Genomic DNA, 19279 nt, shown 5'->3' on the forward strand with positions numbered 1-19279 from the left:
GCAACTTTTTTATGCCATTTGCCCAGAAAGCTGCCAGATTTGGCGGACGGCAAATTGCCGCTCCGGTGGCGGGACGTGCAGACTCGGAGTTGGCAAGTGCCGCTCCGGGGATGGGCGCACACGGAAAACCTCAAGGAAATGAAGGCCTGAACCATGAAACTCGTCGTCGCGATCATCAAACCGTTCAAGCTCGATGAGGTACGCCAGGCCCTGACCGCGATCGGCGTTCACGGCATGACGGTGACCGAGGTGAAGGGCTATGGCCGCCAGAAGGGCCACACCGAGATCTATCGCGGCGCCGAATATGTCGTGAATTTCCTGCCCAAGCTCAGGATCGAAATCGCCGTCGACACCGCTCTCGCCGACAAGGCGGTCAGCGTCATCACCGAGCACGCCCGCACCGGCCAGATCGGCGACGGCAAGATCTTCGTGACGCCGATCGACCACGCGCTGCGCATCCGCACCGGCGAGACCGACAACGACGCGCTCTGAGTCTCAATCGACACCACCGCCGCCAGCGACGCCGGCACACGCCAAAAACCACGTAAAGAAACCACGACACGCCGGGGAATGATGATGGGGGCACGAGCTCTTCGTGCAGCGATATCAGCTGCGCCGATCACTGCTGCAATCCTGCTCTCGTGGGGTACGCCGGCGTCAGCGCAAGATTCCAGCGCCTCCGGCATCAACGCCGCCGACACCGCCTGGATGATCGTCGCCACCGCGCTGGTCTTGATGATGACGATCCCGGGGCTCGCGCTGTTCTACTCCGGCATGGTGCGCAAGAAGAACGTGCTGGCGACGATGGCGCAGAGCCTCACGGCCGTTGCGATCATTTCGATCCTGTGGGTCATCTTCGGTTATTCGCTGACCTTCGTCGGCAACGGTCCATGGCTTGGCTCGCTCGACAGCTGGTTCCTGGCCGGCATCACGATGGACAGCGTCAATCCGGCGGCAAAGACCATCCCGGAAGCGCTGTTCATGCTGTACCAGATGACGTTTGCGATCATCACGGTGGCGCTGGTTGCCGGCTCGGTCGCCGACCGCATGCGGTTCTCCGCCTATGTGCTGTTCTCGATCGGCTGGTTCATCTTCGCCTATGTGCCGCTGGCGCATTGGGTGTGGGGCGGCGGCTTCCTCGCCTCGATGGGCGTGATGGACTTCGCCGGCGGCCTCGTCGTGCATCTGTCCGCCGGCATCAGCGGCCTGGTCGCGGCCAAGGTGATGGGCAACCGGCACGGCTATGGTAGCGAGAATTTGTCGCCGTTCGACCTGTCGCTCGCCGTGGTCGGCACCGGCCTGCTCTGGGTCGGCTGGTTCGGCTTCAACGGCGGCTCGGCGCTGGCGGCCAATTCGCGCGCGGTGATGGCGATCACCGCCACCCATCTTGCGGCCTGCGCCGGCGCGCTGACCTGGGGCGCGATCGAATGGGCAACGCGCCGCAAGCCGTCGGTGCTCGGCATGATCTCGGGCGCGGTCGCAGGGCTCGGCACCATCACCCCGGCATCCGGTTTCGTCGCGCCGTGGCACGGCATCGTCATCGGCATCATTGCCGGCCTGGTCTGCTTCTGGGCCTGTACCTGGCTGAAGCACCGCTTCCAGTACGACGACTCGCTCGACGTGTTCGGCGTGCACGGCATCGGCGGCCTGACCGGCACGCTGCTCGCAGGCGTTTTCGCCACCGCGGCGATCGGCGGCACCTCCGGCCTGCTTGAGGGCAATCCGGGGCAGCTCCTGATCCAGCTCTACGGCGTCGTGGTCACGCTGGTCTGGTGCGGCGGCGTCACCTTCGTGCTGCTCAAGCTGGTCAGCGCCTTCGTCCCGCTGCGCGTCTCGATGCAGCAGGAGCTGGAGGGTCTCGACATCTCGCAGCACGGCGAGGCGTTGCAGTAACAGCCGAGCTCGTATCGCCAGGACGAGATGGGCCCTGAGAGGGCGAATTCGTAAAACAACCCCATGCAAAGTACCCGAGCGCCGCGACGTCACGCTGCACGGGACAGTTCAGGCTTGCACGACACATAAGTATATGCTTATGTGTTGGCATGGTCGACACCGATATCTTCAAGGCACTGGCTGATCCGACCCGCCGCAGGGTGTTTGAGAAGCTGGCCGGCGGCAGCCTGAACGCCAGCGCCTTGCGCGACGGACTTGAGATCAGCCAGCCGGCGATGTCGCAGCATCTGGCGGTGCTGCGCGCGGCCGGATTGGTGCGCGAGCAGCGGCAGGGCCGCTTCGTCAACTATGAAGTCGACCCGGACGGGATCGCCAGCATCGGGACCTGGCTCGCCCGCTACCGCGCCTATTGGCCGAAGCGCATCGAGGCGCTCACCGACCTCCTGAAGGACATGGATCAATGAGCGACACGGTTGAGCCTGACGCCGACGCAGCCTTGGTGATCGAATACGAGCTCGACGCACCGCCTGACAAAGTATGGCGCGCCGTCACCATTCCAGCCCTGCGTGAACGCTGGCTTCCGGATTGCGATCTCGCGGGCGCTGAACCCCTATCATCGATCACGGGCGAAGAGGTGCGTTACCGGCTCCGCGATTCCGAGCCGCCGTTTCGCGAGAGTCATGTCACCTTCCGGATCGAGCCGAACGAGGCCGGCGGCACCCGGTTTCGCATCATCCAGGAAGCCTGCGACCAGCGCGCAAACCGGCCGCAAGCGGCCAACAGCAACAGCCGCGTGCTGATGCGCGCGGCCTGATCGCAGACTTCATCATCCGCTGAAACTTCATCACCTGCTGAAATGGGAGGTCGCCGATGCGCGACATGATGCAACTCGTCCCGATGGTCGTCGAGCAGTCGTCCCGCGGCGAGCGCTCCTTCGACATCTATTCCAGGCTGCTGCGCGAACGCATCATCTTCCTCAACGGCGAGGTCAATGATGCGATGTCCGGACTGGTCTGCGCGCAGCTTCTGTTCCTCGAGGCTGACAACCCGAACAAGCCGATCAACCTCTACATCAACTCCTATGGCGGCGTGGTCACCAGCGGGCTTGCGATGTACGACACCATGCAGTTCATCAAGGCGCCGGTGCACACGCTGTGCATGGGCACCGCGCGGTCCATGGGGTCGTTCCTGCTGATGGCCGGCGAGCCCGGTCACCGCGCCGCGCTCCCGAATGCCAGCCTGCACGTGCACCAGCCGCTCGGCGGCTTCCAGGGCCAGGCCTCCGACATCCAGATCCATGCCGCCGAGATGCAGGCGACCAAGCGGCGCATCATCCGGCTTTATGCGCAGCACTGCCGGCGCACCGAGGCGGACGTGGAACGGACCCTGGACCGCGATCACTTCATGTCGGCGGAGCAGGCGCTCGAATGGGGATTGATCGACAGGGTTTTTGCAGCGCGCGACGCCGCCTAATGGTCTGGCATTGCTCTATCTAAATACCGATGCCTGCACCGCAGCTGAGCAGAATTGTGTCCAGACCCTGGCTTGCTCACGAATTAGGCCAATCTGATTATATTTTAGGCGCGACGGAATAGCGCAGCAGCACCTTGCTCCCGCAATGCGGGAAAAGGTCCGGATTCATAATCCATTAGCGAACCCGAGCCGTTTGGCACGGCATTTGATTCTAAGGGTCTCGGCTGTGCCCGCGTAATGGATGTCTTCCGCGTGGTGAACCTCAGTCGAAACTCCCGGTGTTCGTTCGCACCGGGCCCAAGCGGGGATAGGACTCATGAAAATTGTTATGGCGATCATTAAGCCATTCAAGCTGGAAGAGGTCCGTGACGCCCTGACCGCCATTGGCGTTCACGGTCTCACGGTGACGGAAGTCAAGGGGTACGGCCGCCAGAAGGGCCATACGGAAATCTATCGCGGCGCCGAATATGCGGTGAGCTTCCTGCCCAAGATCAAGATCGAGGTCGCAGTCGCCTCCGATCAGGTCGACAAGACCATCGACGCCATCACCGCCGCCGCCAAGACCGGACAGATCGGCGACGGCAAGATCTTCGTCATCAGCCTCGAGCACGCCGTGCGCATCCGCACCGGCGAGGCCGATGCCGCGGCCCTCTGATTTCGCGCTCAACCTTTAAGACCTCAGGAGTGAAATAACATGACGTTCAAGCGTCCCTATGGCGCGGGACTGGCGGCCCTCGCAGTCGGCCTCTTTGCCGCAACCGCCGCCTACGCCGAGCCAACCGTCAACAAGGGCGACAACGCCTGGATGCTGACATCGACGGTGCTGGTGCTGTTGATGACCATCCCGGGCCTCGCGCTGTTCTATGGCGGTCTCGTCCGCTCCAAGAACATGCTCTCGGTGCTGGCTCAGGTGTTCTACACCGTCTGCATCGTCACCGTGCTCTGGGCCCTCTACGGCTACAGCCTCGCCTTCACCGGCGGCTCCGACTTCATCGGCGGCTTCTCCAAGGCCTTCCTGATGGGCGTCACGCCGGACTCCAAGGCTGCGACCTTCTCGGTCGACGCCAACATCTCGGAACTCGTCTATATGTGCTTCCAGATGACCTTCGCGGCGATCACGCCGGCCCTCATCGTCGGCGCCTTTGCCGAGCGGATGAAGTTCGCGGCGATCGCGCTGTTCATCCCGATCTGGGTCACCGTGATCTACTTCCCGATCGCGCACATGGTCTGGTACTGGCCGGGCCCGGACGCGATCCAGGATGCCGCCAAGGCGCTTGCCGCCGCGGCTGACGGCGATGCCAAGACGAAGGCGCAGGCCGCCCTCGACGCGATCAACGCCGATGCCGGCTGGATCTTCAAGAAGGGTGCGATCGACTTCGCCGGCGGTACCGTCGTGCACATCAACGCAGGCATCGCCGGCCTGGTCGGCGCGCTCCTGATCGGCAAGCGCACCGGCTACGGCAAGGAGCTGATGGCTCCGCACTCGCTGACCATGACCATGATCGGCGCCTCGCTGCTCTGGGTCGGCTGGTTCGGCTTCAACGCTGGTTCGAACCTCGAAGCCAATGGCGGCGCTGCGCTCGCCATGACCAACTCCTTCGTGGCCACGGCCGCGGCGGCGTTGGCCTGGATGTTCGCGGAATGGATCATCAAGGGCCATCCCTCGCTGCTCGGCGCGCTCTCGGGCGCGGTCGCGGGCCTCGTCGCGGTGACGCCTGCGGCCGGTTATGCCGGTCCGATGGGTGCCATCGTGCTCGGCCTCGTGGTTGGCGTGGTCTGCCTGTTCTTCTGCACGGTCGTGAAGAACGCGCTCGGCTATGACGACTCGCTCGATGTGTTCGGCGTCCACTGCGTCGGCGGCATCATCGGCGCGCTCGGCACCGGCATCCTGGTCAACCCGGCGCTCGGCGGTGCCGGCATTATCGACTACACCGCGATCCCGCCCAAAGTTGCCGATTACGACTTCGTGGCGCAGATGACCTCGCAGGTCTGGGGCGTCTGCACCACGCTGGTGTGGTCGGGCGTCGGCTCTGCGATCCTCTACAAGATCGTGGACGTGATCGTCGGCCTGCGTGCCAACGTCGAGACCGAGCGTGAAGGCCTCGACATCACCGAGCACACGGAGCGCGCCTACAACATGTGAGTTCTCCCGGGGCGCGACCTCCCCAAGCGGTCGTTCCCAGAACTACGGTCCGGGCACATACCCGGCAATGTCCGGACCGTTGAGGGGCTCCAGCGCAAGTTGGAGCCCCTTTCTTTTTTCTGCGGCTTGAGAAAATATTGTCGGAATTGGCTGCTATTGTGGAATAGCAGGCTACATACAAGAAAACGGGAGGACGTCATGAAGGTGCAAGGCAGGTGCTATTGCGGCAACGTGCGCTATGAGGCCGAAGGCGAACCGATGATGGCGGCGCAATGCCTGTGCCGCGAATGCCAATACATCACAGGCGGCGGACCGAACATGTTCATGGCGATGCCGACCACCGGCTTCAAATACACCGCCAGCCAACCCAAGCAGTTCACCCGGAAGGACCTCGAGCGCGCCGTGACGCGCGAATTCTGCCCGGAATGCGGCACCCATCTCGTGACCAAGGTGCCCGGCCTGCCCGCCACCATCCTGAAGGTCGGCACGTTCGACGATCCCAGCGTGTTCACCCCGCAGATGACGATCTACACCTGCGACAAGCAGACCTTCCACCATGTCCCCGACGGCAAGCCGTCGTTCGAGAAGCTGCCGGCGCGGTAGTCGTCACATCGAGTACGTAGCCCGGATGGAGCGTAGCGCAATCCGGGAACAGCGTCTACGCGGCGAGACTGCCCCCGGATTTCGCTTCGCTTCATCCGGGCTACGCAGCTCACGCCGCGTCGCGCGCGTGCTCGACGCGGTCGCGGCCGTGGCGCTTGGCGGCGTAGAGCGCCTGGTCGGCGGTTCGCATCAGGCCGCTGAGGTCGAAGCCGCTTTCCTTCAAGGTGAAGCCGATACTGATCGTCACCGGCAGAAGGGTCACGCCGTCGAGGATCGTTCGCGCCGCGCAATCGCGGCGGATTTCCTCGGCGCCGTGCGCCGTCTGCTCGTGGCTCAGGCCGGTCACCACGGCTGCGAATTCCTCGCCGCCGTAACGGGCGACCAGCGCACCGTGCCGGATCGCGAACTGGCGCAGCACGTCGGCGATCTCGACCAGCACCTTGTCGCCGATCTCATGTCCGTAGCGGTCGTTGATCGACTTGAAATGATCGATGTCGCACATCAGCACTGCAACCGACGCGCCATCGGCCTGCGCGCGTTCAAGCGCCGCGGCGGCATCAGCGTCGAAGCCGCGCCGGTTCAACAGGCCGGTCAGCTGGTCGGTCTGCGAGATCTGGGCCAGCTCGCGGCGGGTACGCGCGAGCTCCAGCATCAACATGCCGGCGCGATAGGACATCGCGCCGCTGAGCGCGATTGAGATAAAGACGCCGGCGGTGAGCCCGAACAGCTGCATCTGGCCGACCGTGATCGGCGCGGCCAGATCGCGGCCGAACACCAGCATGCCGATGGTGAAGGACATCACCGCGGTCATGCCGGCAGCAATCACCATCACCTTGCCGGTGCGGCGCAGAACATCGCCGTGTGTCTCGATCCTGATGGCCATGTCCGTCTGCACGTCCTCGCAATACGCGGGTTCATTCGGTCGTGCTGTGTTGCGAATTGCTGAAGGAACTCGTGACGTGCGCGCTGGCCTTAATAGCGGGTAAAGCGGATCACTCGAATGCACGGCAATGCTGTCAGTCGATCAGGACTTCCTCGTCCGGCAGCTCGCCTGGCGCGCCGTCGCGCAAATAGCTTTCGAGGATGCCGGCCAGCGACAGCGGCGTGAGGCGCTCCTCCGCGCGGGATAGATCGGCGATCGGCCACCAGCGAAAGCAATCGAGCACCGTCGCCTCGATCTTGTCGGCCATCACAGGGTCGAATCGATCCGTGTGAACGATCCGGTACTCTTCCTTCTGGGAGATCCGCCGGCCGCCCCAGTTGAAGGTGTGATGACGCCGCCAGACGGCGGGACCAGGCTCGAAACCGACCAGCCCCAATTCCTCGGCCAATTCCCGCTGCAGCGCCGCTTCCGGCGTCTCGCCGTCTTCGATGCCGCCGCCGGGCGCGATCCAGAAACAGTCGCCGCCGTGCGGCGGGCGAATCCGCATCAGCAGGACCTCGCGCTCGCCTGCGATGATGAGCGCCCTGACGGCGCGGCGATGGATCATGTCTCGGTGCAATTTTGATGCGGTTTTCAATGCGTTTTCTGAGGGGGGTGCTGATATCACGCGCCGGCCAAACGTGCCGCGCCGCCGATGGTTAATCGCGTCTTAACCTCGCCCTATCTATGGTGATTTGATCGGTTTACGGTCGGCTCCCCCTCACCTCCGACCGCAGTGAAAGTGCTGGCTTTTCAACCATGGCAATGACCGCCTCATCCGGCGTGGCGCAGGGCGCCGCCGATGCCACATCCGCCGGCCAGGCCGAGCGCTCCCCATTCGTGCGAACCACCGAATTGCTGGCGCCGTACCAGCCGGCCAAGCCCTTGATTACACTGTCGGTCGGCGAGCCGCAGCATCCCGTGCCGGATTTCGTCGGGCCGGTGCTGGCGAAGCACACCGCCGAGTTCGGCCGCTACCCGATGGCCAAGGGCATCGAGCCGTTCCGCCGCGCGGTCGCGACCTGGCTGGGAAGCCGGTTCCAATTGCCGCGTCCGGTCGATCCGGAGAGCGAAGTGTTGGTGCTCAATGGCAGCCGCGAGGGGCTGTTCTTTGCGGCGATCACAGCCGCGCGCCACGTTGCCCCGCGCAAGGGCCGGCCGGCGATCCTGATGCCGAATCCGTTTTATCCGGCCTATGGCGCCGGCGCGCGCGCGGCCGGCTGCGAGCAGATCCATCTGCCGACCACGCTCGCCAACGGTTTCCTGCCCGACCTTGATACGATCGACGAGGCGACATGGGCCCGCACCGTCGCGTTCTTCATCGCCTCGCCGGCCAATCCGCAAGGGTCGGTCGCCTCGCGCGCCTATTTCGCGCGGCTGAAAGAACTCGCCGACCGGTTCGGCTTCATGATCTTGTCCGACGAGTGCTACTCGGAGATCTATACCCGCGAGGCGCCGGGCAGCATGCTGGAATGCGCCGGTCCCGATTTCCGCAATGTCGTTGCGTTTCAGTCGCTGTCGAAGCGCTCGAACCTGCCGGGTATGCGGGTCGGCTTCGCCGCCGGCGACCGGAAGTTTCTCGCCGCGTTCCTCGAGTTGCGCAACGTCGCTGCGCCGCAGGTGCCGGTGCCGCTGCAACATGTCGCGGTCGCCGCCTATGGCGACGAGGCGCATGTCGAGGAGAATCGCAGGCTCTATCGCATCAAGTTCGATTTCGCCGACCAGATCCTCGGCAACCGCTACGGCTACAAGCGTCCCGCCGGCGGCTTCTGCGTCTGGCTCGACGTCTCCGATCGCGGCAGCGACGAGGCGGTGACCGTCAGGCTCTATCGCGACGCCGGCGTTCGCGTGATTCCGGGCAGCTACCTGGCGCGTGAGCAGAACGACGGTTCCAATCCGGGCGAGGGCTATATCCGCCTTGCGCTGGTCTCCGACAGTGAATCGACGGCCGAGGCGATGCATCGCCTGGTCGAAACCCTGGGTTAATCGCGAAGCGCGAAGATTGAGTATGCCAGCGATCGAACGTGTCATCCCCCTGGTCGGCCATCTGCCGCTCTCGTTGCGCGAGGCGCTGGCGCGACGGCTGCGCGAACTCACCGGGCTCGGCCTGATCGCGCTGTCGGGCGCCATCACCGCCGCGCTGATGACCTGGTCGGTGCAGGATCCGTCGCTCAGCCACGCCACCTCGCGCGCGATCCGCAACGTGCTCGGCTATCCCGGCGCGATCGGCGCCGACCTCTTGATGCAGATTCTCGGCCTCGGCGCCATCATGCTGCTGCTGCCGGTCGCAGTCTGGGGCTGGCGGATGCTGACGCATCGTCCGTTCGACCGCGAGGCATTGCGGCTCGGCTGCTGGATCCTGTGCACGGTGATCGCGGCGGGTTTTGCCAGCTGCTGGCCGCACAATACGTCATGGCCGCTGCCGACCGGGCTCGGCGGCGTGGTCGGCGACGCGCTGCTGCGCGCGCCGGCTGTCGTGTTCGGGCCGCCCGGCTTCATCTATCGCGTCGTGCTCGGCCTGATCCTGTTTGTTGCGATGGCAGCAAGCTTCCTGTTCGCCTGCGGTTGGGGCGCCAAGGAAGAGGACGAGGAGTTGACGCCGATCGCTGACGACGACGAGCCGTTCGTCGAAGAGGAAGACAACGACCGCAGCTCGGTCTCGCTGGGCTGGCTGTTCCATGCGCTGATGAGCGCGAAAGCACGGCTCGGCTGGCTGTTCACCACCGCCTACAAATCGCTGGTGTCGAGCGGATCGCAGGGCCGCAGCAGTGCGGCGTTCGAGCGCCAGGAGCCCAATATCGGCGGCGGCCGCGCGGCGCCCTCGATCGCGCCCGCGGCTGACGACCACGACGAAGACGAAGCCGAGGCTTTCGACGACGAGGAAGAAGAGGATAACGAGGAGGAAGCTCCCGCCGCCCGCGCCCCGCGCAAGAAGGCCGAGCCGAAGCCGAAGAAGAAGAACTCCGACAAGTTCGAGCTGCCGTCGGTCTCGGTCCTCAGTGCGCCGAAGGCGAGCGATCGCCAGCCGCTGAGCAAGGCCGAGCTTGAAGCCAATTCGCGTTCGCTGGAAGGCGTGCTGCAGGACTTCGGCGTGCGTGGCGAGATCGTCAAGGCCAATCCGGGCCCGGTGGTCACGCTGTACGAGCTGGAGCCCGCGCCCGGCATCAAGTCGTCGCGCGTGATCGGATTGTCCGACGACATCGCCCGTTCGATGAGCGCGCTGTCGGCCCGCGTCGCCGTGGTCGCCGGCCGCAACGCGATCGGCATCGAGCTGCCGAACGCGCATCGCGAGAAGGTCTATCTGCGCGAACTCCTGGTCGCCAAGGAAAGCGTCGATTCGGTTGCGAAGCTGCCGCTGTGCCTCGGCAAGACGATCGGCGGCGATCCCGTCATCATCGACCTCGCGCGCACACCGCATATGCTGATCGCCGGCACCACCGGCTCCGGCAAATCGGTCGCGATCAACACCATGATCCTGAGCCTGGTCTACCGGCTGCGTCCGGATCAGTGCCGCCTGATCATGGTCGACCCGAAGATGCTCGAACTCTCCGTCTATGACGGCATCCCGCATCTCTTGACGCCCGTCGTCACCGACCCGAAGAAGGCCGTTGTCGCGCTGAAATGGGCCGTGCGCGAGATGGAGGAACGCTACAAGCGGATGGCCAAGCTCGGCGTGCGCAACATCGACGGCTACAATGCGCGCCTCGTCGAAGCCAAGGCCAAGGGCGAAGAGCTGACGCGCACCGTGCACACCGGTTTCGACAAGGAGAGCGGCAAGGCGATCTACGAGGAAGAGAAGCTCGACCTCGAGCCGCTTCCCTACATCGTTATCATCGTCGACGAAATGGCCGACCTGATGATGGTCGCCGGCAAGGACATCGAAGGCGCGGTGCAGCGCCTCGCGCAGATGGCGCGCGCCGCCGGCCTCCATGTGATCCTCGCCACGCAGCGTCCGTCGGTCGACGTCATCACCGGCACGATCAAGGCGAACTTCCCGACCCGCATCGCCTTCCAGGTGACGTCGAAGATCGACAGCCGCACCATTCTGGGCGAGATGGGCGCCGAGCAGCTGCTCGGCCAGGGCGACATGCTTTATATGGCAGGCGGCGGCCGCATCAGCCGCGTGCACGGCCCGTTCGCATCGGACGAGGAAGTCGAGAAGGTGGTGCGTCACCTCAAGACGCAGGGCCAGCCGGAGTATCTCGAAGCCGTCACCGCGGAAGAGCCGACCGACGAGGACGGCGCCGTGTTCGATGCCACCGGCATGGGTGGCGACGGCGGCGGCGATCTGTTCACGCAGGCGGTTGCGATCGTCAAGCGCGACCGCAAGGCGTCGACCTCCTACATCCAGCGCCGGCTGCAGATCGGCTACAACCGCGCCGCCTCGCTGATGGAGCGGATGGAACTTGAGGGCATCGTCGGCCCGGCGAATCACGCCGGAAAGCGCGAAATCCTGGTCGGGGAGGAAGAGGGCCAGTTCTGATCGGGGGCGATCATCACGGAAAAACCATATCTCCCTCGGAAGAGGCGGGATAAAATCCGGCGAAGCGGGACGAGCGTCGAACAGAGACCTGACATATCTGATGGCAAAACATCTCATTGACCGCGGCACGCGCACTGCGCTGGCTCTTCTCGTCACCGCCGCGATCGCCGGCGGCGCGGCTGCGCAGAATGCGCCGGCGACGCCGAAACCCGTAGCCAACGCGGGGCCGAAGGCTGCGCCGAAGGCCAAGGACGCCGGCGCGCAGAGCAATGCGGACAAGGGCCCGGCCACCACGGGCGCCACCCAGGCACCGCCGGACCCGGTGATTCCCGATCCGCGCCGCAACGTGCCCGCCAACATCTTCCAGACCTTCGACGCCAACCAGAAGGCGCAGGCCGCCAAGGTCTCGGCCTATCTGTCGTCGCTGCAGACGCTGGTCGGGAATTTCGTCCAGGTTGGTCCCGACGGCACCAAGACCAAGGGCGATTTCTACATCCAGAAGCCCGGCAAGCTGCGCTTCGAATATGACAATCCGAGCACCATCGAGGTGATCGCCGACGGCTCGTCGGTCGCAGTGCGCGACCGCAGGCTCGCCACCCAGGACATCTATCCGCTGTCGCAGACCCCGCTGCGCTATCTGCTGTCGGACCGCATCGACCTGATGAAGGACACCAACGTCGTCAGCGTCACGGCCGACGACGTGTTCGTCAGCATCACGATCGAGGAGAAGCAGGCGCTGGTCGGCACCAGCCGCTTCCTGCTGATGATCGGCGCCAAGGACGGCAAGCTCAAGCAGTGGACCGTCACCGATCCGCAGGGCTACGACACGACAGTTGCAGTCTACAATCTCGACGCGACGCAGAAGCCCGATCCGGGGCTGTTCAAGATCGACTTCACGACCTATCCGGGTTCTTCGCCGGGTTAGCCTGTTTGCGTAGGATGGGTAGAGCGCAGCGAAACCCATGGGCTTCGTGCCGCTGATTGAGATGATGGGTTTCGCTTCGCTCTACCCATCCTACAGGCGCTTGCTTGTGGACAAAGCGCTAACCCGCACCGAGAACCGTGCTAAGACGCACCTCTCATGCGGTTCTCCGTCACCACCTGGAACATCAACTCGGTGCGCCTGCGCATCGACATCGTCGCCAAATTCCTGAAGAGCGCGCGGCCAGATGTGCTGTGCCTGCAGGAGACCAAATGCATCGACGATGCGTTTCCGCTGAAGCGCTTCAAGCGGCTCGGTTATGAGCACATCGCGCTGAACGGACAGAAGGGCTATCACGGCGTCGCCATCGTCTCGCGCCTGCCGTTCGAGACCACCGACATCAGGACGTTCTGCGACAAGATCGACTCCCGGCACATCTCGGTGTCCTTTGGCGAGAAGGCGCAGCTCTCAAAGCCGCTGGTGCTGCATAATTTCTACGTGCCGGCCGGCGGCGACATTCCCGATCCCGCGCTCAATCCGAAGTTCGAGCACAAGCTGCAATTCCTCGACGAGATGAAAGCCTGCGAGCCGCTGCATCCGCGCGGCGACGACCGTCACATCCTGGTCGGCGACCTCAACGTCGCGCCGCACGAGAACGACGTGTGGTCGCACAAGCAGCTGTTGAAGGTGGTCTCGCACACGCCGGTCGAGACCGAGAAGCTGCTCGCGGCGCAAGCGCATGGCGAATGGTTCGACATCGCGCGCGAGCGGATCCCGATGTCGGAAAAGGTCTACACCTGGTGGAGCTATCGCGCCGCGGACTGGACCGTCGGCGACCGCGGCCGCAGGCTCGACCACATCTGGGTCTCGCGCGCGCTGAAGGATCAAGTCAGCGATTTCAAGATCACCCGCGACGCCCGCAGCTGGGAGCGGCCGTCGGACCACGTGCCTGTCACGGCGGTGATGGAGGTTTAGACGCGGCGTCAGCCTGAGCACCGTCATCCTGAGGCGCGAGCGGAGCGAGCCTCGAAGGATGAATCGGCCCGGCTGGTGGCCGTCGACCCTTCGAGACGCGCGCAAGAGCGCGCTCCTCAGGGTGACGGATCAATAGACAGCGGCTACGTGCTCAGCTTCCCGCCCGCGATCAAAATATCGCTCGCGAGCTGGCTGGTGCGGAGCGCGAGTTCGTCGCGCAGGCGGCGGGCGGCGGCCGGATCGCTTTCCAGCACGCGCTGGAACAGGCTGCGCGCGACGCGGATCACCGAGCCGCGCTCCAGCGCGGTCGCGGTCGAGGGCCGCTTCATCGCGACGATCAATGCGAGCTCGCCGATCAGCGCGCCGTGGCCGGCGATGATCTCGGCGCCGCCTTCCTCGACCCGGAACGTGCCGCGCTGCACGACGTAGCCGGCATCGGCCGTGTCGCCGGTCTTGAACAGCACCTCGCCTGCGTTGAAATCGCGTTGCTCGGAGCCGATCGCCAGCATGCGCAAGGAGCTGTCGCCCAACAGACGCATCGTCGGGACCTGCTCGAGCAGGGCTACGTCATCATCGATCGACATTCAGGGCCGGTAACCGCGGTGCGCCTCGATTTCACGAATCGTTGAGCGCGGAGCGTATCACGGCACCAGCTTGTAGCCACCGGCTTCCGTCACCAGGATTTCGGGGTTGGCGGCGTCCTTCTCGATCTTCTGGCGGAGGCGGTAGATGTGGGTTTCCAGCGTGTGGGTGGTGACGCCGGAATTGTAGCCCCAGACTTCCTGGAGCAGGGTCTCGCGCGACACCGGCATCTGGCCGGCGCGGTAGAGGAAGCGCAGGATCGCGGTTTCCTTCTCGGTCAGCCGCACCTTGCGGGCATTGGCGCCGGTGAGCATCTTCGAGCCGGGCCGGAACGAGTAGGGGCCGACCGAGAACACCGCGTCCTCGCTGGCCTCGTGCTGGCGCAGCTGCGCCCGGATCCGGGCCAGCAGCACCGCGAAGCGGAAGGGTTTTGCCACATAGTCGTTGGCGCCGCTTTCGAGGCCAAGGATGGTGTCGGAATCGGTGTCGTGGCCGGTCAGCATGATGATCGGGGCCTTGAAACCGCCCTTGCGCAGGCTGCGGACCACTTCGCGGCCGTCGGTGTCGGGCAGGCCGACGTCCATCAGGACCAGATCGGGAGAATTGGCTTTGGCGGCAGTGGCGCCCTTGGCGCCGGTGTCGACTGCGGAGGCTTCGAATTCCTCGTGCAGGGACAGCTGCTCGACCAGCGTATCGCGCAGATCGGTATCGTCATCCACGATCAAGATCTTGCGGGCATTGGCCATAGGTACAATCCTTCGGGGGCGGGGCGGTCAGAAGCGGGGGGCGCTTATGGCCGTAGCATCGGCTAGATACGTGCTCAGGTAGGCCGTCGTTACCGATTCACAAGGCAGCGCAGTCTACCTCAAATCCGGCGGGGCAGGACGTGAATGTCCTGTAATGCCGGGAGATAGAATGTTTGGGACGTTCAAGGCAAGTTCAGTTTTGAACGATTCTTAAAGGAAGACCAGCTATTTCAATCACTTATATGACAGTGAAACGTGATCGCCCGCTCTCCGCCATCGAGGTCCGCAGCGCCGCCGGCGACCCGCGCCGGGGCTGGCTGACCGCCGATGGCTGGACCGTTCCGGTGGCGCTTGGGCGCGGCGGAATCCTCGCCAACAAGCGCGAGGGCGACGGCGGCACGCCACGCGGCATCTTCCACCCCAAGCAGCTCTGGTGGCGCGCCGACCGGCACCGGCGTCCCGTGACCTTCCTGCCGGCGCGGCCGATCCGCCGCGAGGACGCCTGGTGCGAGGACCCGGCCGACCGCCATTACAACCAGCCGATCCGGCTCGACCGCGAGCAGGGCGGCGACCGCCTGACGCGCGAGGATCACCTCTACGACTTCATTGTCGAGATCGACCACAACGCCGCACCGCGCATCGCCGGCCGCGGCAGCGCCGTGTTCCTGCATCTGGCGCGGCCGAATTTCGGGCCGACCGCGGGCTGCGTCTCGATGACCAAGGCGTCGATGCTGCGGCTGCTGCGGCGGATGTCGCCGCAGACCCGGATCATCATCGGGTAAAGTTCTGGAATAGCTGAGCATCGGTTTTCCCACGCGACAAGCACGACGCGCTTGTGCTGAGATCGTGCGCAACGCAGAAAATTCCCGCAGGGACGAAACCGCATGCTCGACAACAACCAGATCGCCGCCGCCGCCAAGGTTCTGCACGATCACTGGCACGCCGGAATAAAACTCGGCGCGCTCGACGGCGCCATCCGGCCGCGCGACCGCGCCGAGGGTTACGCGGTGCAGGCTCAGCTGGAAAAGTCATCGCGCGAAAAACTGTTCGGCTGGAAGATCGCGGCGACCAGCGAGGCCGGCCAGAAGCATATCAATGTCGCAGGGCCGCTGGCCGGGCGCATCCTCGCCGAAACATTGATCGCTGATGGCGGCACCGCATCGATGAAGGGCAACGCGATGCGCGTCGGCGAACCGGAATACGCCTTCCGCATGGCGCGCGATCTCGCGCCGCGCACCACGCCCTACAGTGTGCAGGAGGTCCTCGACGCGGTCGGCACGCTGCATCCCGCGATCGAGATACCGGATTCGCGCTTCGCCGATTTCACATCGGCCGGCGAGGCGCAGCTGATCGCCGACAACGCCTGCGCGCATCTGTTCGTGCTCGGACCCGCAACATCAGCGGATTGGCGCGCGATCGATCTGGTCGAGCAGCGCCCGACCATCACGCTGCGCGGCGAGCGCTACACCGGCCACGGCAAGAACGTGCTCGGCGATCCCCGCGTGGCACTCGCCTGGTGCGCCAACGAGCTGCGCGCGCTCCGCCTGACCTTGCGGGCAGGCGAGGTCGTCACCACAGGCACCTGCCATCCGCCGCTGCCGATTCAGGCCGGTGACGTGTTCGCAGCCGATTTCAGCGCGATCGGAACGGTGTCGGTGAAGTTCGCGTGAGCCGTGCGCGAGCCGCACACACCGCCGTCGTCCTGGCGAAGGCCAGGACCCATTACCACCGCTGTCACTTGCAAGATGAAGGTCTCGCCGCGTGCCCTTTGCGATGGCCGCGGCGTATGGGTCCTGGCTTTCGCCAGGACGACGTTAGTTGTGCACCACCGTCCGCGTCCCGAAGATCGCCGAGCCCACGCGCACATGGGTCGCGCCCATCTGGATCGCGACCGCGAAATCCGCGCTCATGCCCATCGAGAGATTCTTCAGCCCGTTGCGCGCGGCGATCTTGGCGCACAGCGCGAAATGCGGCGCCGGGGCCTGGTCGACCGGCGGGATGCACATCAGTCCTGAAATCTGCAGGCCATATTTGTCGCGGCATGCCGCGATGAAGGCATCCGCGTCCTGCGGCGCGACGCCGGCCTTCTGCGGCTCCTCGCCGGTATTGATCTGGACGAACAGCTCCGGATGCTTCCCTTGATTTTTGATTTCCTTGGCTAACGCTTCGCAAATGCTGGCGCGGTCGACCGAATGGATCGCATCGAACAGCGCCACCGCTTCCTTGGCCTTGTTCGACTGCAACGGCCCGATCAGATGCAGCTGCAGTCCCGGATGAGCCTGGATTAATTCCGGCCACTTGCCCTTGGCCTCCTGCACGCGGTTTTCGCCAAAAACGCGCTGTCCGGCGCGAATAATCGGCAAAATTGCGTCGGCCGCGAATGTCTTCGACACCGCGATCAAGGTCACTGAGGCGCGGTCGCGCCGCGCTTCCTTGCAGGCATGCGCGATCTCCTGCTCCACGGCGGCGAGGCCGAACGCGGGGTCATGTGGTGAATCAGCCGATAACGGCGCGGTCGGGCTTTGTGTCATGCTTGTGCCGTTCTCTGACAGGCGCGGGGGGTTGGCTCGAATTTTACCAAATTCGGGAAAGGCTTTTTGAAGCCCTTCACTCTACCTTGCGCCCGGGCAAGGGACCAGAATGTCGGGCGTCACTTTCAACCGCAACCGGGTCAGACTCAAGAAGGTTCTGGGCATTCGCGCCCGGCTCGCCTTGCTTGCGGTGATGCTGGTCGCGCCCTTGATGCTCGATCGCGTCCGCACGCTGGAGAATTTCCGCTCGACGCAGATCGCGCAGGCCGCGGCCGGCTATGCCAACCTCACCGCGCACGCTGCCGAAACCCAGCGCGAGGTGGTCTCCTCGGTCGAGACCATGCTGAAATCCGCCGCCTATATCCGCGCCTCCGGCGGCATCGGACAGAGCTGCGAAGTGTTGCGCGCCAGCCTGCCGACGATCCTGCCATGGATCCGCAGCATCATGTTCGTCTCCAGGGACGGTCTCGTGCAGTGTTCGACGCTCAACAGCCAGGTCGGACTCAATCTCGGCGACCGCGAATATTTCAAGAAGGCGCAGGACAACCGCGGCTTCGTGTTCAGCGACTATCTGCGCGGCAGGACCAACGGCCGGCCGATGATGATGGCCGCCTATCCGGTGGCCGCGATCAATCCGGAGCTCGACTCCATCGTCGTCGCCGGCATCAACATCGACTGGCTGTCGCAGATCATGGGTAATCTCGGCGGCCAGCCCGGCATGTCGGCGGTTCTCGTCGACTCGACCGGCGTCGTGGTCGCCGCCCCCACGGATCATGCGAGCCTGATCGGCCGCTCGCTCGACACCATCCCCTTGATGTCGGCGATTGCGGAGAAGGCGCTGAGCTACGACGAGCCGTCAGGCTCGGTGTCGTTCACGGCGTCCGACGGCGCGCAGCGCACCCTGAGCTTCGCCCGCATCGCCGGAACGCAATCCCGCCTGATCGTGAGCATGGATGAGGCCAAGGTGACGGCGGCGATCAGCCGTGAGATCCGCACCGCCTATCTGCAGCTCGGCTTCGTCTGCCTCTTCGTTTTGTTGGGTGCCCTGGTCGGCGCGGAGCGGCTCGTGATCCATCCGATCGAGCTGATGACCAGCATGGCGCGGCGCTTCGGCGAGGGCGACTGGTCGGCGCGCGTCGCCAAGCACAAGCTGCCGTCGGAATTCGTGCCGCTGGCGCGCGCCTTCAACGCGATGGCGGCGCAGCTCAGCCAGCGCGAGCGTGAGCTCGTCGCCTCCAACGATCGCCTCACCGTGATGGCGTCGATCGATGCGCTGTCCGGCCTTGCCAACCGCCGCGGCTTCCAGAGCCGGCTCGATTTCGAGTGGATGCGGGCGCAGCAATATGAATGCGAGCTGTCGCTGATGATGATCGATGTCGATCACTTCAAGCTCTACAACGACACCTACGGCCATCCCGAAGGCGACGTCTGCCTGACCCGGATCGGCGAGACGCTGGCCGGGATCGCCGCCGACACCATGGGCTTCGCCGGCCGCTACGGCGGCGAGGAATTTTGTCTATTGCTGCCGAACACCGACGCCGCGCACGCACTCGCGATCGGCGAAACCGTGCGCACCGCAATCCTCGGCCTCGCCGTGCCGCATGCGCCTTCCAGCCATTGCGTCGTCACCGTCAGCGTCGGCGTCGCCACCACGAAACCGAACGAGACCCAGCGTCCCGGCGACCTGATCGAGGCGGCGGACGCCGCCCTCTACGCCGCCAAACGCCGAGGCAGGAATGCCGTGATCGAGCACGGCTTCTTGCAGACGCTGGATGAAGCCGGGATGGCGCTGGCGAGTTAGTACCTCTGATCAAGGAGCGGGCGGAACGAACGGCAAAACTCGGACAAAACATGTCGCGAGGACGCGAAATCGGGCCCCATATCACGCTGTCATCGCCCGGCTCGACCGGGCGATCCAGTACGCCGCGGCCTCTCGGTTCAAGTATAAACGTCTCTGGAATACTGGGTCACCCGGTCAAGCCGGGTGACGACACCGGATCGGTTCC

Annotated in this window: 20 protein-coding genes; 15 read left to right on the plus strand and 5 right to left on the minus strand. The window is 64.7% G+C overall.

What is annotated here, in order from left to right; genetic code table 11:
* Positions 1-153 precede the first annotated feature (153 nt).
* From AAFG13_RS26520 to AAFG13_RS26555, 8 genes are all read left to right on the plus strand, one after another.
* Positions 154-492: a P-II family nitrogen regulator gene (locus tag AAFG13_RS26520; protein WP_092121117.1), complete on the plus strand. Its 339-nt coding sequence runs from the start codon at positions 154-156 to the stop codon at positions 490-492.
* Positions 493-576: 84 nt separating this feature from the next.
* Entirely contained in the window at positions 577-1893 is a 1317-nt protein-coding gene (locus AAFG13_RS26525; protein WP_342708687.1) for an ammonium transporter, read from the plus strand.
* Positions 1894-2042: 149 nt separating this feature from the next.
* Positions 2043-2357: a metalloregulator ArsR/SmtB family transcription factor gene (locus tag AAFG13_RS26530; RefSeq protein WP_212312807.1), complete on the plus strand. Its 315-nt coding sequence runs from the start codon at positions 2043-2045 to the stop codon at positions 2355-2357.
* The gene (locus AAFG13_RS26535; RefSeq protein WP_212312805.1) at positions 2354-2707 is read left to right on the plus strand and encodes an SRPBCC domain-containing protein; all 354 of its coding nucleotides are present in this window, start codon (positions 2354-2356) and stop codon (positions 2705-2707) included. The genes AAFG13_RS26530 and AAFG13_RS26535 overlap by 4 nt, the downstream gene beginning before the upstream one ends.
* A 56-nt stretch (positions 2708-2763) precedes the next feature.
* A complete protein-coding gene (locus AAFG13_RS26540; RefSeq protein ID WP_092121107.1) occupies positions 2764-3366 on the plus strand; it encodes an ATP-dependent Clp protease proteolytic subunit in 603 nt (200 codons plus the stop codon).
* Between the two features lie 316 nt (positions 3367-3682).
* Positions 3683-4021 (plus strand): P-II family nitrogen regulator, encoded by a 339-nt coding sequence (locus AAFG13_RS26545; protein WP_044539269.1) that lies wholly within the window; start codon positions 3683-3685, stop codon positions 4019-4021.
* 39 nt (positions 4022-4060) lie between these two features.
* The gene (locus AAFG13_RS26550) at positions 4061-5509 is read left to right on the plus strand and encodes an ammonium transporter (RefSeq protein WP_176534502.1); all 1449 of its coding nucleotides are present in this window, start codon (positions 4061-4063) and stop codon (positions 5507-5509) included.
* A gap of 198 nt (positions 5510-5707) precedes the next feature.
* Complete coding sequence (locus AAFG13_RS26555; protein WP_207834147.1) at positions 5708-6112, plus strand: GFA family protein; 405 nt, start codon at positions 5708-5710, stop codon at positions 6110-6112.
* Positions 6113-6221: 109 nt separating this feature from the next.
* Here AAFG13_RS26555 and AAFG13_RS26560 read toward each other — a convergent pair whose 3' ends face one another.
* Positions 6222-6995 carry a GGDEF domain-containing protein gene (locus AAFG13_RS26560; protein WP_342708688.1) on the minus strand — a complete coding sequence of 258 codons (774 nt, stop codon included), beginning with the start codon at positions 6993-6995 and terminating at the stop codon, positions 6222-6224.
* Between the two features lie 133 nt (positions 6996-7128).
* Positions 7129-7602 (minus strand): NUDIX domain-containing protein, encoded by a 474-nt coding sequence (locus tag AAFG13_RS26565; RefSeq protein ID WP_342708689.1) that lies wholly within the window; start codon positions 7600-7602, stop codon positions 7129-7131.
* Between the two features lie 191 nt (positions 7603-7793).
* Between AAFG13_RS26565 and AAFG13_RS26570 the strand changes: the two genes are divergently transcribed.
* The 4 genes from AAFG13_RS26570 to AAFG13_RS26585 all read left to right on the plus strand — a co-directional run bounded on the left by AAFG13_RS26570 (position 7794) and on the right by AAFG13_RS26585 (position 13414).
* Positions 7794-9020, plus strand: coding sequence for an aminotransferase class I/II-fold pyridoxal phosphate-dependent enzyme (locus AAFG13_RS26570; protein WP_212312799.1), 1227 nt, complete (start codon positions 7794-7796; stop codon positions 9018-9020).
* Between the two features lie 16 nt (positions 9021-9036).
* On the plus strand, positions 9037-11517 hold the full coding sequence (locus AAFG13_RS26575) for a DNA translocase FtsK (protein WP_342708690.1): 2481 nt from the start codon (positions 9037-9039) through the stop codon (positions 11515-11517).
* Between the two features lie 100 nt (positions 11518-11617).
* Positions 11618-12442 (plus strand): outer membrane lipoprotein carrier protein LolA, encoded by an 825-nt coding sequence (locus AAFG13_RS26580; protein ID WP_212312795.1) that lies wholly within the window; start codon positions 11618-11620, stop codon positions 12440-12442.
* 156 nt (positions 12443-12598) lie between these two features.
* A complete protein-coding gene (locus tag AAFG13_RS26585; protein ID WP_212312793.1) occupies positions 12599-13414 on the plus strand; it encodes an exodeoxyribonuclease III in 816 nt (271 codons plus the stop codon).
* A 143-nt stretch (positions 13415-13557) separates the two neighbouring features.
* On the opposite strand, the gene AAFG13_RS26590 is transcribed toward AAFG13_RS26585, so the two are convergent.
* Positions 13558-13998 (minus strand): cyclic nucleotide-binding domain-containing protein, encoded by a 441-nt coding sequence (locus tag AAFG13_RS26590; RefSeq protein WP_212312791.1) that lies wholly within the window; start codon positions 13996-13998, stop codon positions 13558-13560.
* 57 nt (positions 13999-14055) lie between these two features.
* Positions 14056-14742 (minus strand): response regulator transcription factor, encoded by a 687-nt coding sequence (locus AAFG13_RS26595; RefSeq protein WP_016841446.1) that lies wholly within the window; start codon positions 14740-14742, stop codon positions 14056-14058.
* A gap of 242 nt (positions 14743-14984) precedes the next feature.
* Between AAFG13_RS26595 and AAFG13_RS26600 the strand changes: the two genes are divergently transcribed.
* Together AAFG13_RS26600 and AAFG13_RS26605 are read left to right on the plus strand one after the other, a co-directional pair.
* Positions 14985-15524 carry a L,D-transpeptidase family protein gene (locus AAFG13_RS26600; RefSeq protein ID WP_342708691.1) on the plus strand — a complete coding sequence of 180 codons (540 nt, stop codon included), beginning with the start codon at positions 14985-14987 and terminating at the stop codon, positions 15522-15524.
* Between the two features lie 102 nt (positions 15525-15626).
* On the plus strand, positions 15627-16412 hold the full coding sequence (locus AAFG13_RS26605; protein WP_342708692.1) for a fumarylacetoacetate hydrolase family protein: 786 nt from the start codon (positions 15627-15629) through the stop codon (positions 16410-16412).
* Between the two features lie 144 nt (positions 16413-16556).
* Here the strand turns inward: AAFG13_RS26605 and AAFG13_RS26610 are convergent, their stop codons facing one another.
* A complete protein-coding gene (locus AAFG13_RS26610) occupies positions 16557-17273 on the minus strand; it encodes a YggS family pyridoxal phosphate-dependent enzyme (protein ID WP_342708693.1) in 717 nt (238 codons plus the stop codon).
* 109 nt (positions 17274-17382) lie between these two features.
* On the opposite strand from AAFG13_RS26610, the gene AAFG13_RS26615 reads away from it, so the two are divergent.
* Positions 17383-19074, plus strand: a complete 1692-nt coding sequence (locus tag AAFG13_RS26615) for a diguanylate cyclase (RefSeq protein WP_342708694.1) — start codon at positions 17383-17385, stop codon at positions 19072-19074.
* Positions 19075-19279: the final 205 nt, after the last annotated feature.

The sequence above is a fragment of the Bradyrhizobium sp. B124 genome (assembly GCF_038967635.1).
In the GTDB taxonomy this organism is placed as follows: domain Bacteria; phylum Pseudomonadota; class Alphaproteobacteria; order Rhizobiales; family Xanthobacteraceae; genus Bradyrhizobium.

Bases quoted from the DNA above. Each gene is read 5' to 3' on its own strand.
- AAFG13_RS26520 (WP_092121117.1), top strand. From the start codon at position 154: ATGAAACTCGTCGTCGCGATCATCAAACCGTTCAAGCTCGATGAGGTA.
- AAFG13_RS26525 (WP_342708687.1), top strand. From the start codon at position 577: ATGGGGGCACGAGCTCTTCGTGCAGCGATATCAGCTGCGCCGATCACT.
- AAFG13_RS26530 (WP_212312807.1), top strand. From the start codon at position 2,043: ATGGTCGACACCGATATCTTCAAGGCACTGGCTGATCCGACCCGCCGC.
- AAFG13_RS26535 (WP_212312805.1), top strand. From the start codon at position 2,354: ATGAGCGACACGGTTGAGCCTGACGCCGACGCAGCCTTGGTGATCGAA.
- AAFG13_RS26540 (WP_092121107.1), top strand. From the start codon at position 2,764: ATGCGCGACATGATGCAACTCGTCCCGATGGTCGTCGAGCAGTCGTCC.
- AAFG13_RS26545 (WP_044539269.1), top strand. From the start codon at position 3,683: ATGAAAATTGTTATGGCGATCATTAAGCCATTCAAGCTGGAAGAGGTC.
- AAFG13_RS26550 (WP_176534502.1), top strand. From the start codon at position 4,061: ATGACGTTCAAGCGTCCCTATGGCGCGGGACTGGCGGCCCTCGCAGTC.
- AAFG13_RS26555 (WP_207834147.1), top strand. From the start codon at position 5,708: ATGAAGGTGCAAGGCAGGTGCTATTGCGGCAACGTGCGCTATGAGGCC.
- AAFG13_RS26560 (WP_342708688.1), bottom strand. From the start codon at position 6,995: ATGGCCATCAGGATCGAGACACACGGCGATGTTCTGCGCCGCACCGGC.
- AAFG13_RS26565 (WP_342708689.1), bottom strand. From the start codon at position 7,602: ATGATCCATCGCCGCGCCGTCAGGGCGCTCATCATCGCAGGCGAGCGC.
- AAFG13_RS26570 (WP_212312799.1), top strand. From the start codon at position 7,794: ATGGCAATGACCGCCTCATCCGGCGTGGCGCAGGGCGCCGCCGATGCC.
- AAFG13_RS26580 (WP_212312795.1), top strand. From the start codon at position 11,618: ATGGCAAAACATCTCATTGACCGCGGCACGCGCACTGCGCTGGCTCTT.
- AAFG13_RS26585 (WP_212312793.1), top strand. From the start codon at position 12,599: ATGCGGTTCTCCGTCACCACCTGGAACATCAACTCGGTGCGCCTGCGC.
- AAFG13_RS26590 (WP_212312791.1), bottom strand. From the start codon at position 13,998: ATGTCGATCGATGATGACGTAGCCCTGCTCGAGCAGGTCCCGACGATG.
- AAFG13_RS26595 (WP_016841446.1), bottom strand. From the start codon at position 14,742: ATGGCCAATGCCCGCAAGATCTTGATCGTGGATGACGATACCGATCTG.
- AAFG13_RS26600 (WP_342708691.1), top strand. From the start codon at position 14,985: ATGACAGTGAAACGTGATCGCCCGCTCTCCGCCATCGAGGTCCGCAGC.
- AAFG13_RS26605 (WP_342708692.1), top strand. From the start codon at position 15,627: ATGCTCGACAACAACCAGATCGCCGCCGCCGCCAAGGTTCTGCACGAT.
- AAFG13_RS26610 (WP_342708693.1), bottom strand. From the start codon at position 17,273: ATGACACAAAGCCCGACCGCGCCGTTATCGGCTGATTCACCACATGAC.
- AAFG13_RS26615 (WP_342708694.1), top strand. From the start codon at position 17,383: ATGTCGGGCGTCACTTTCAACCGCAACCGGGTCAGACTCAAGAAGGTT.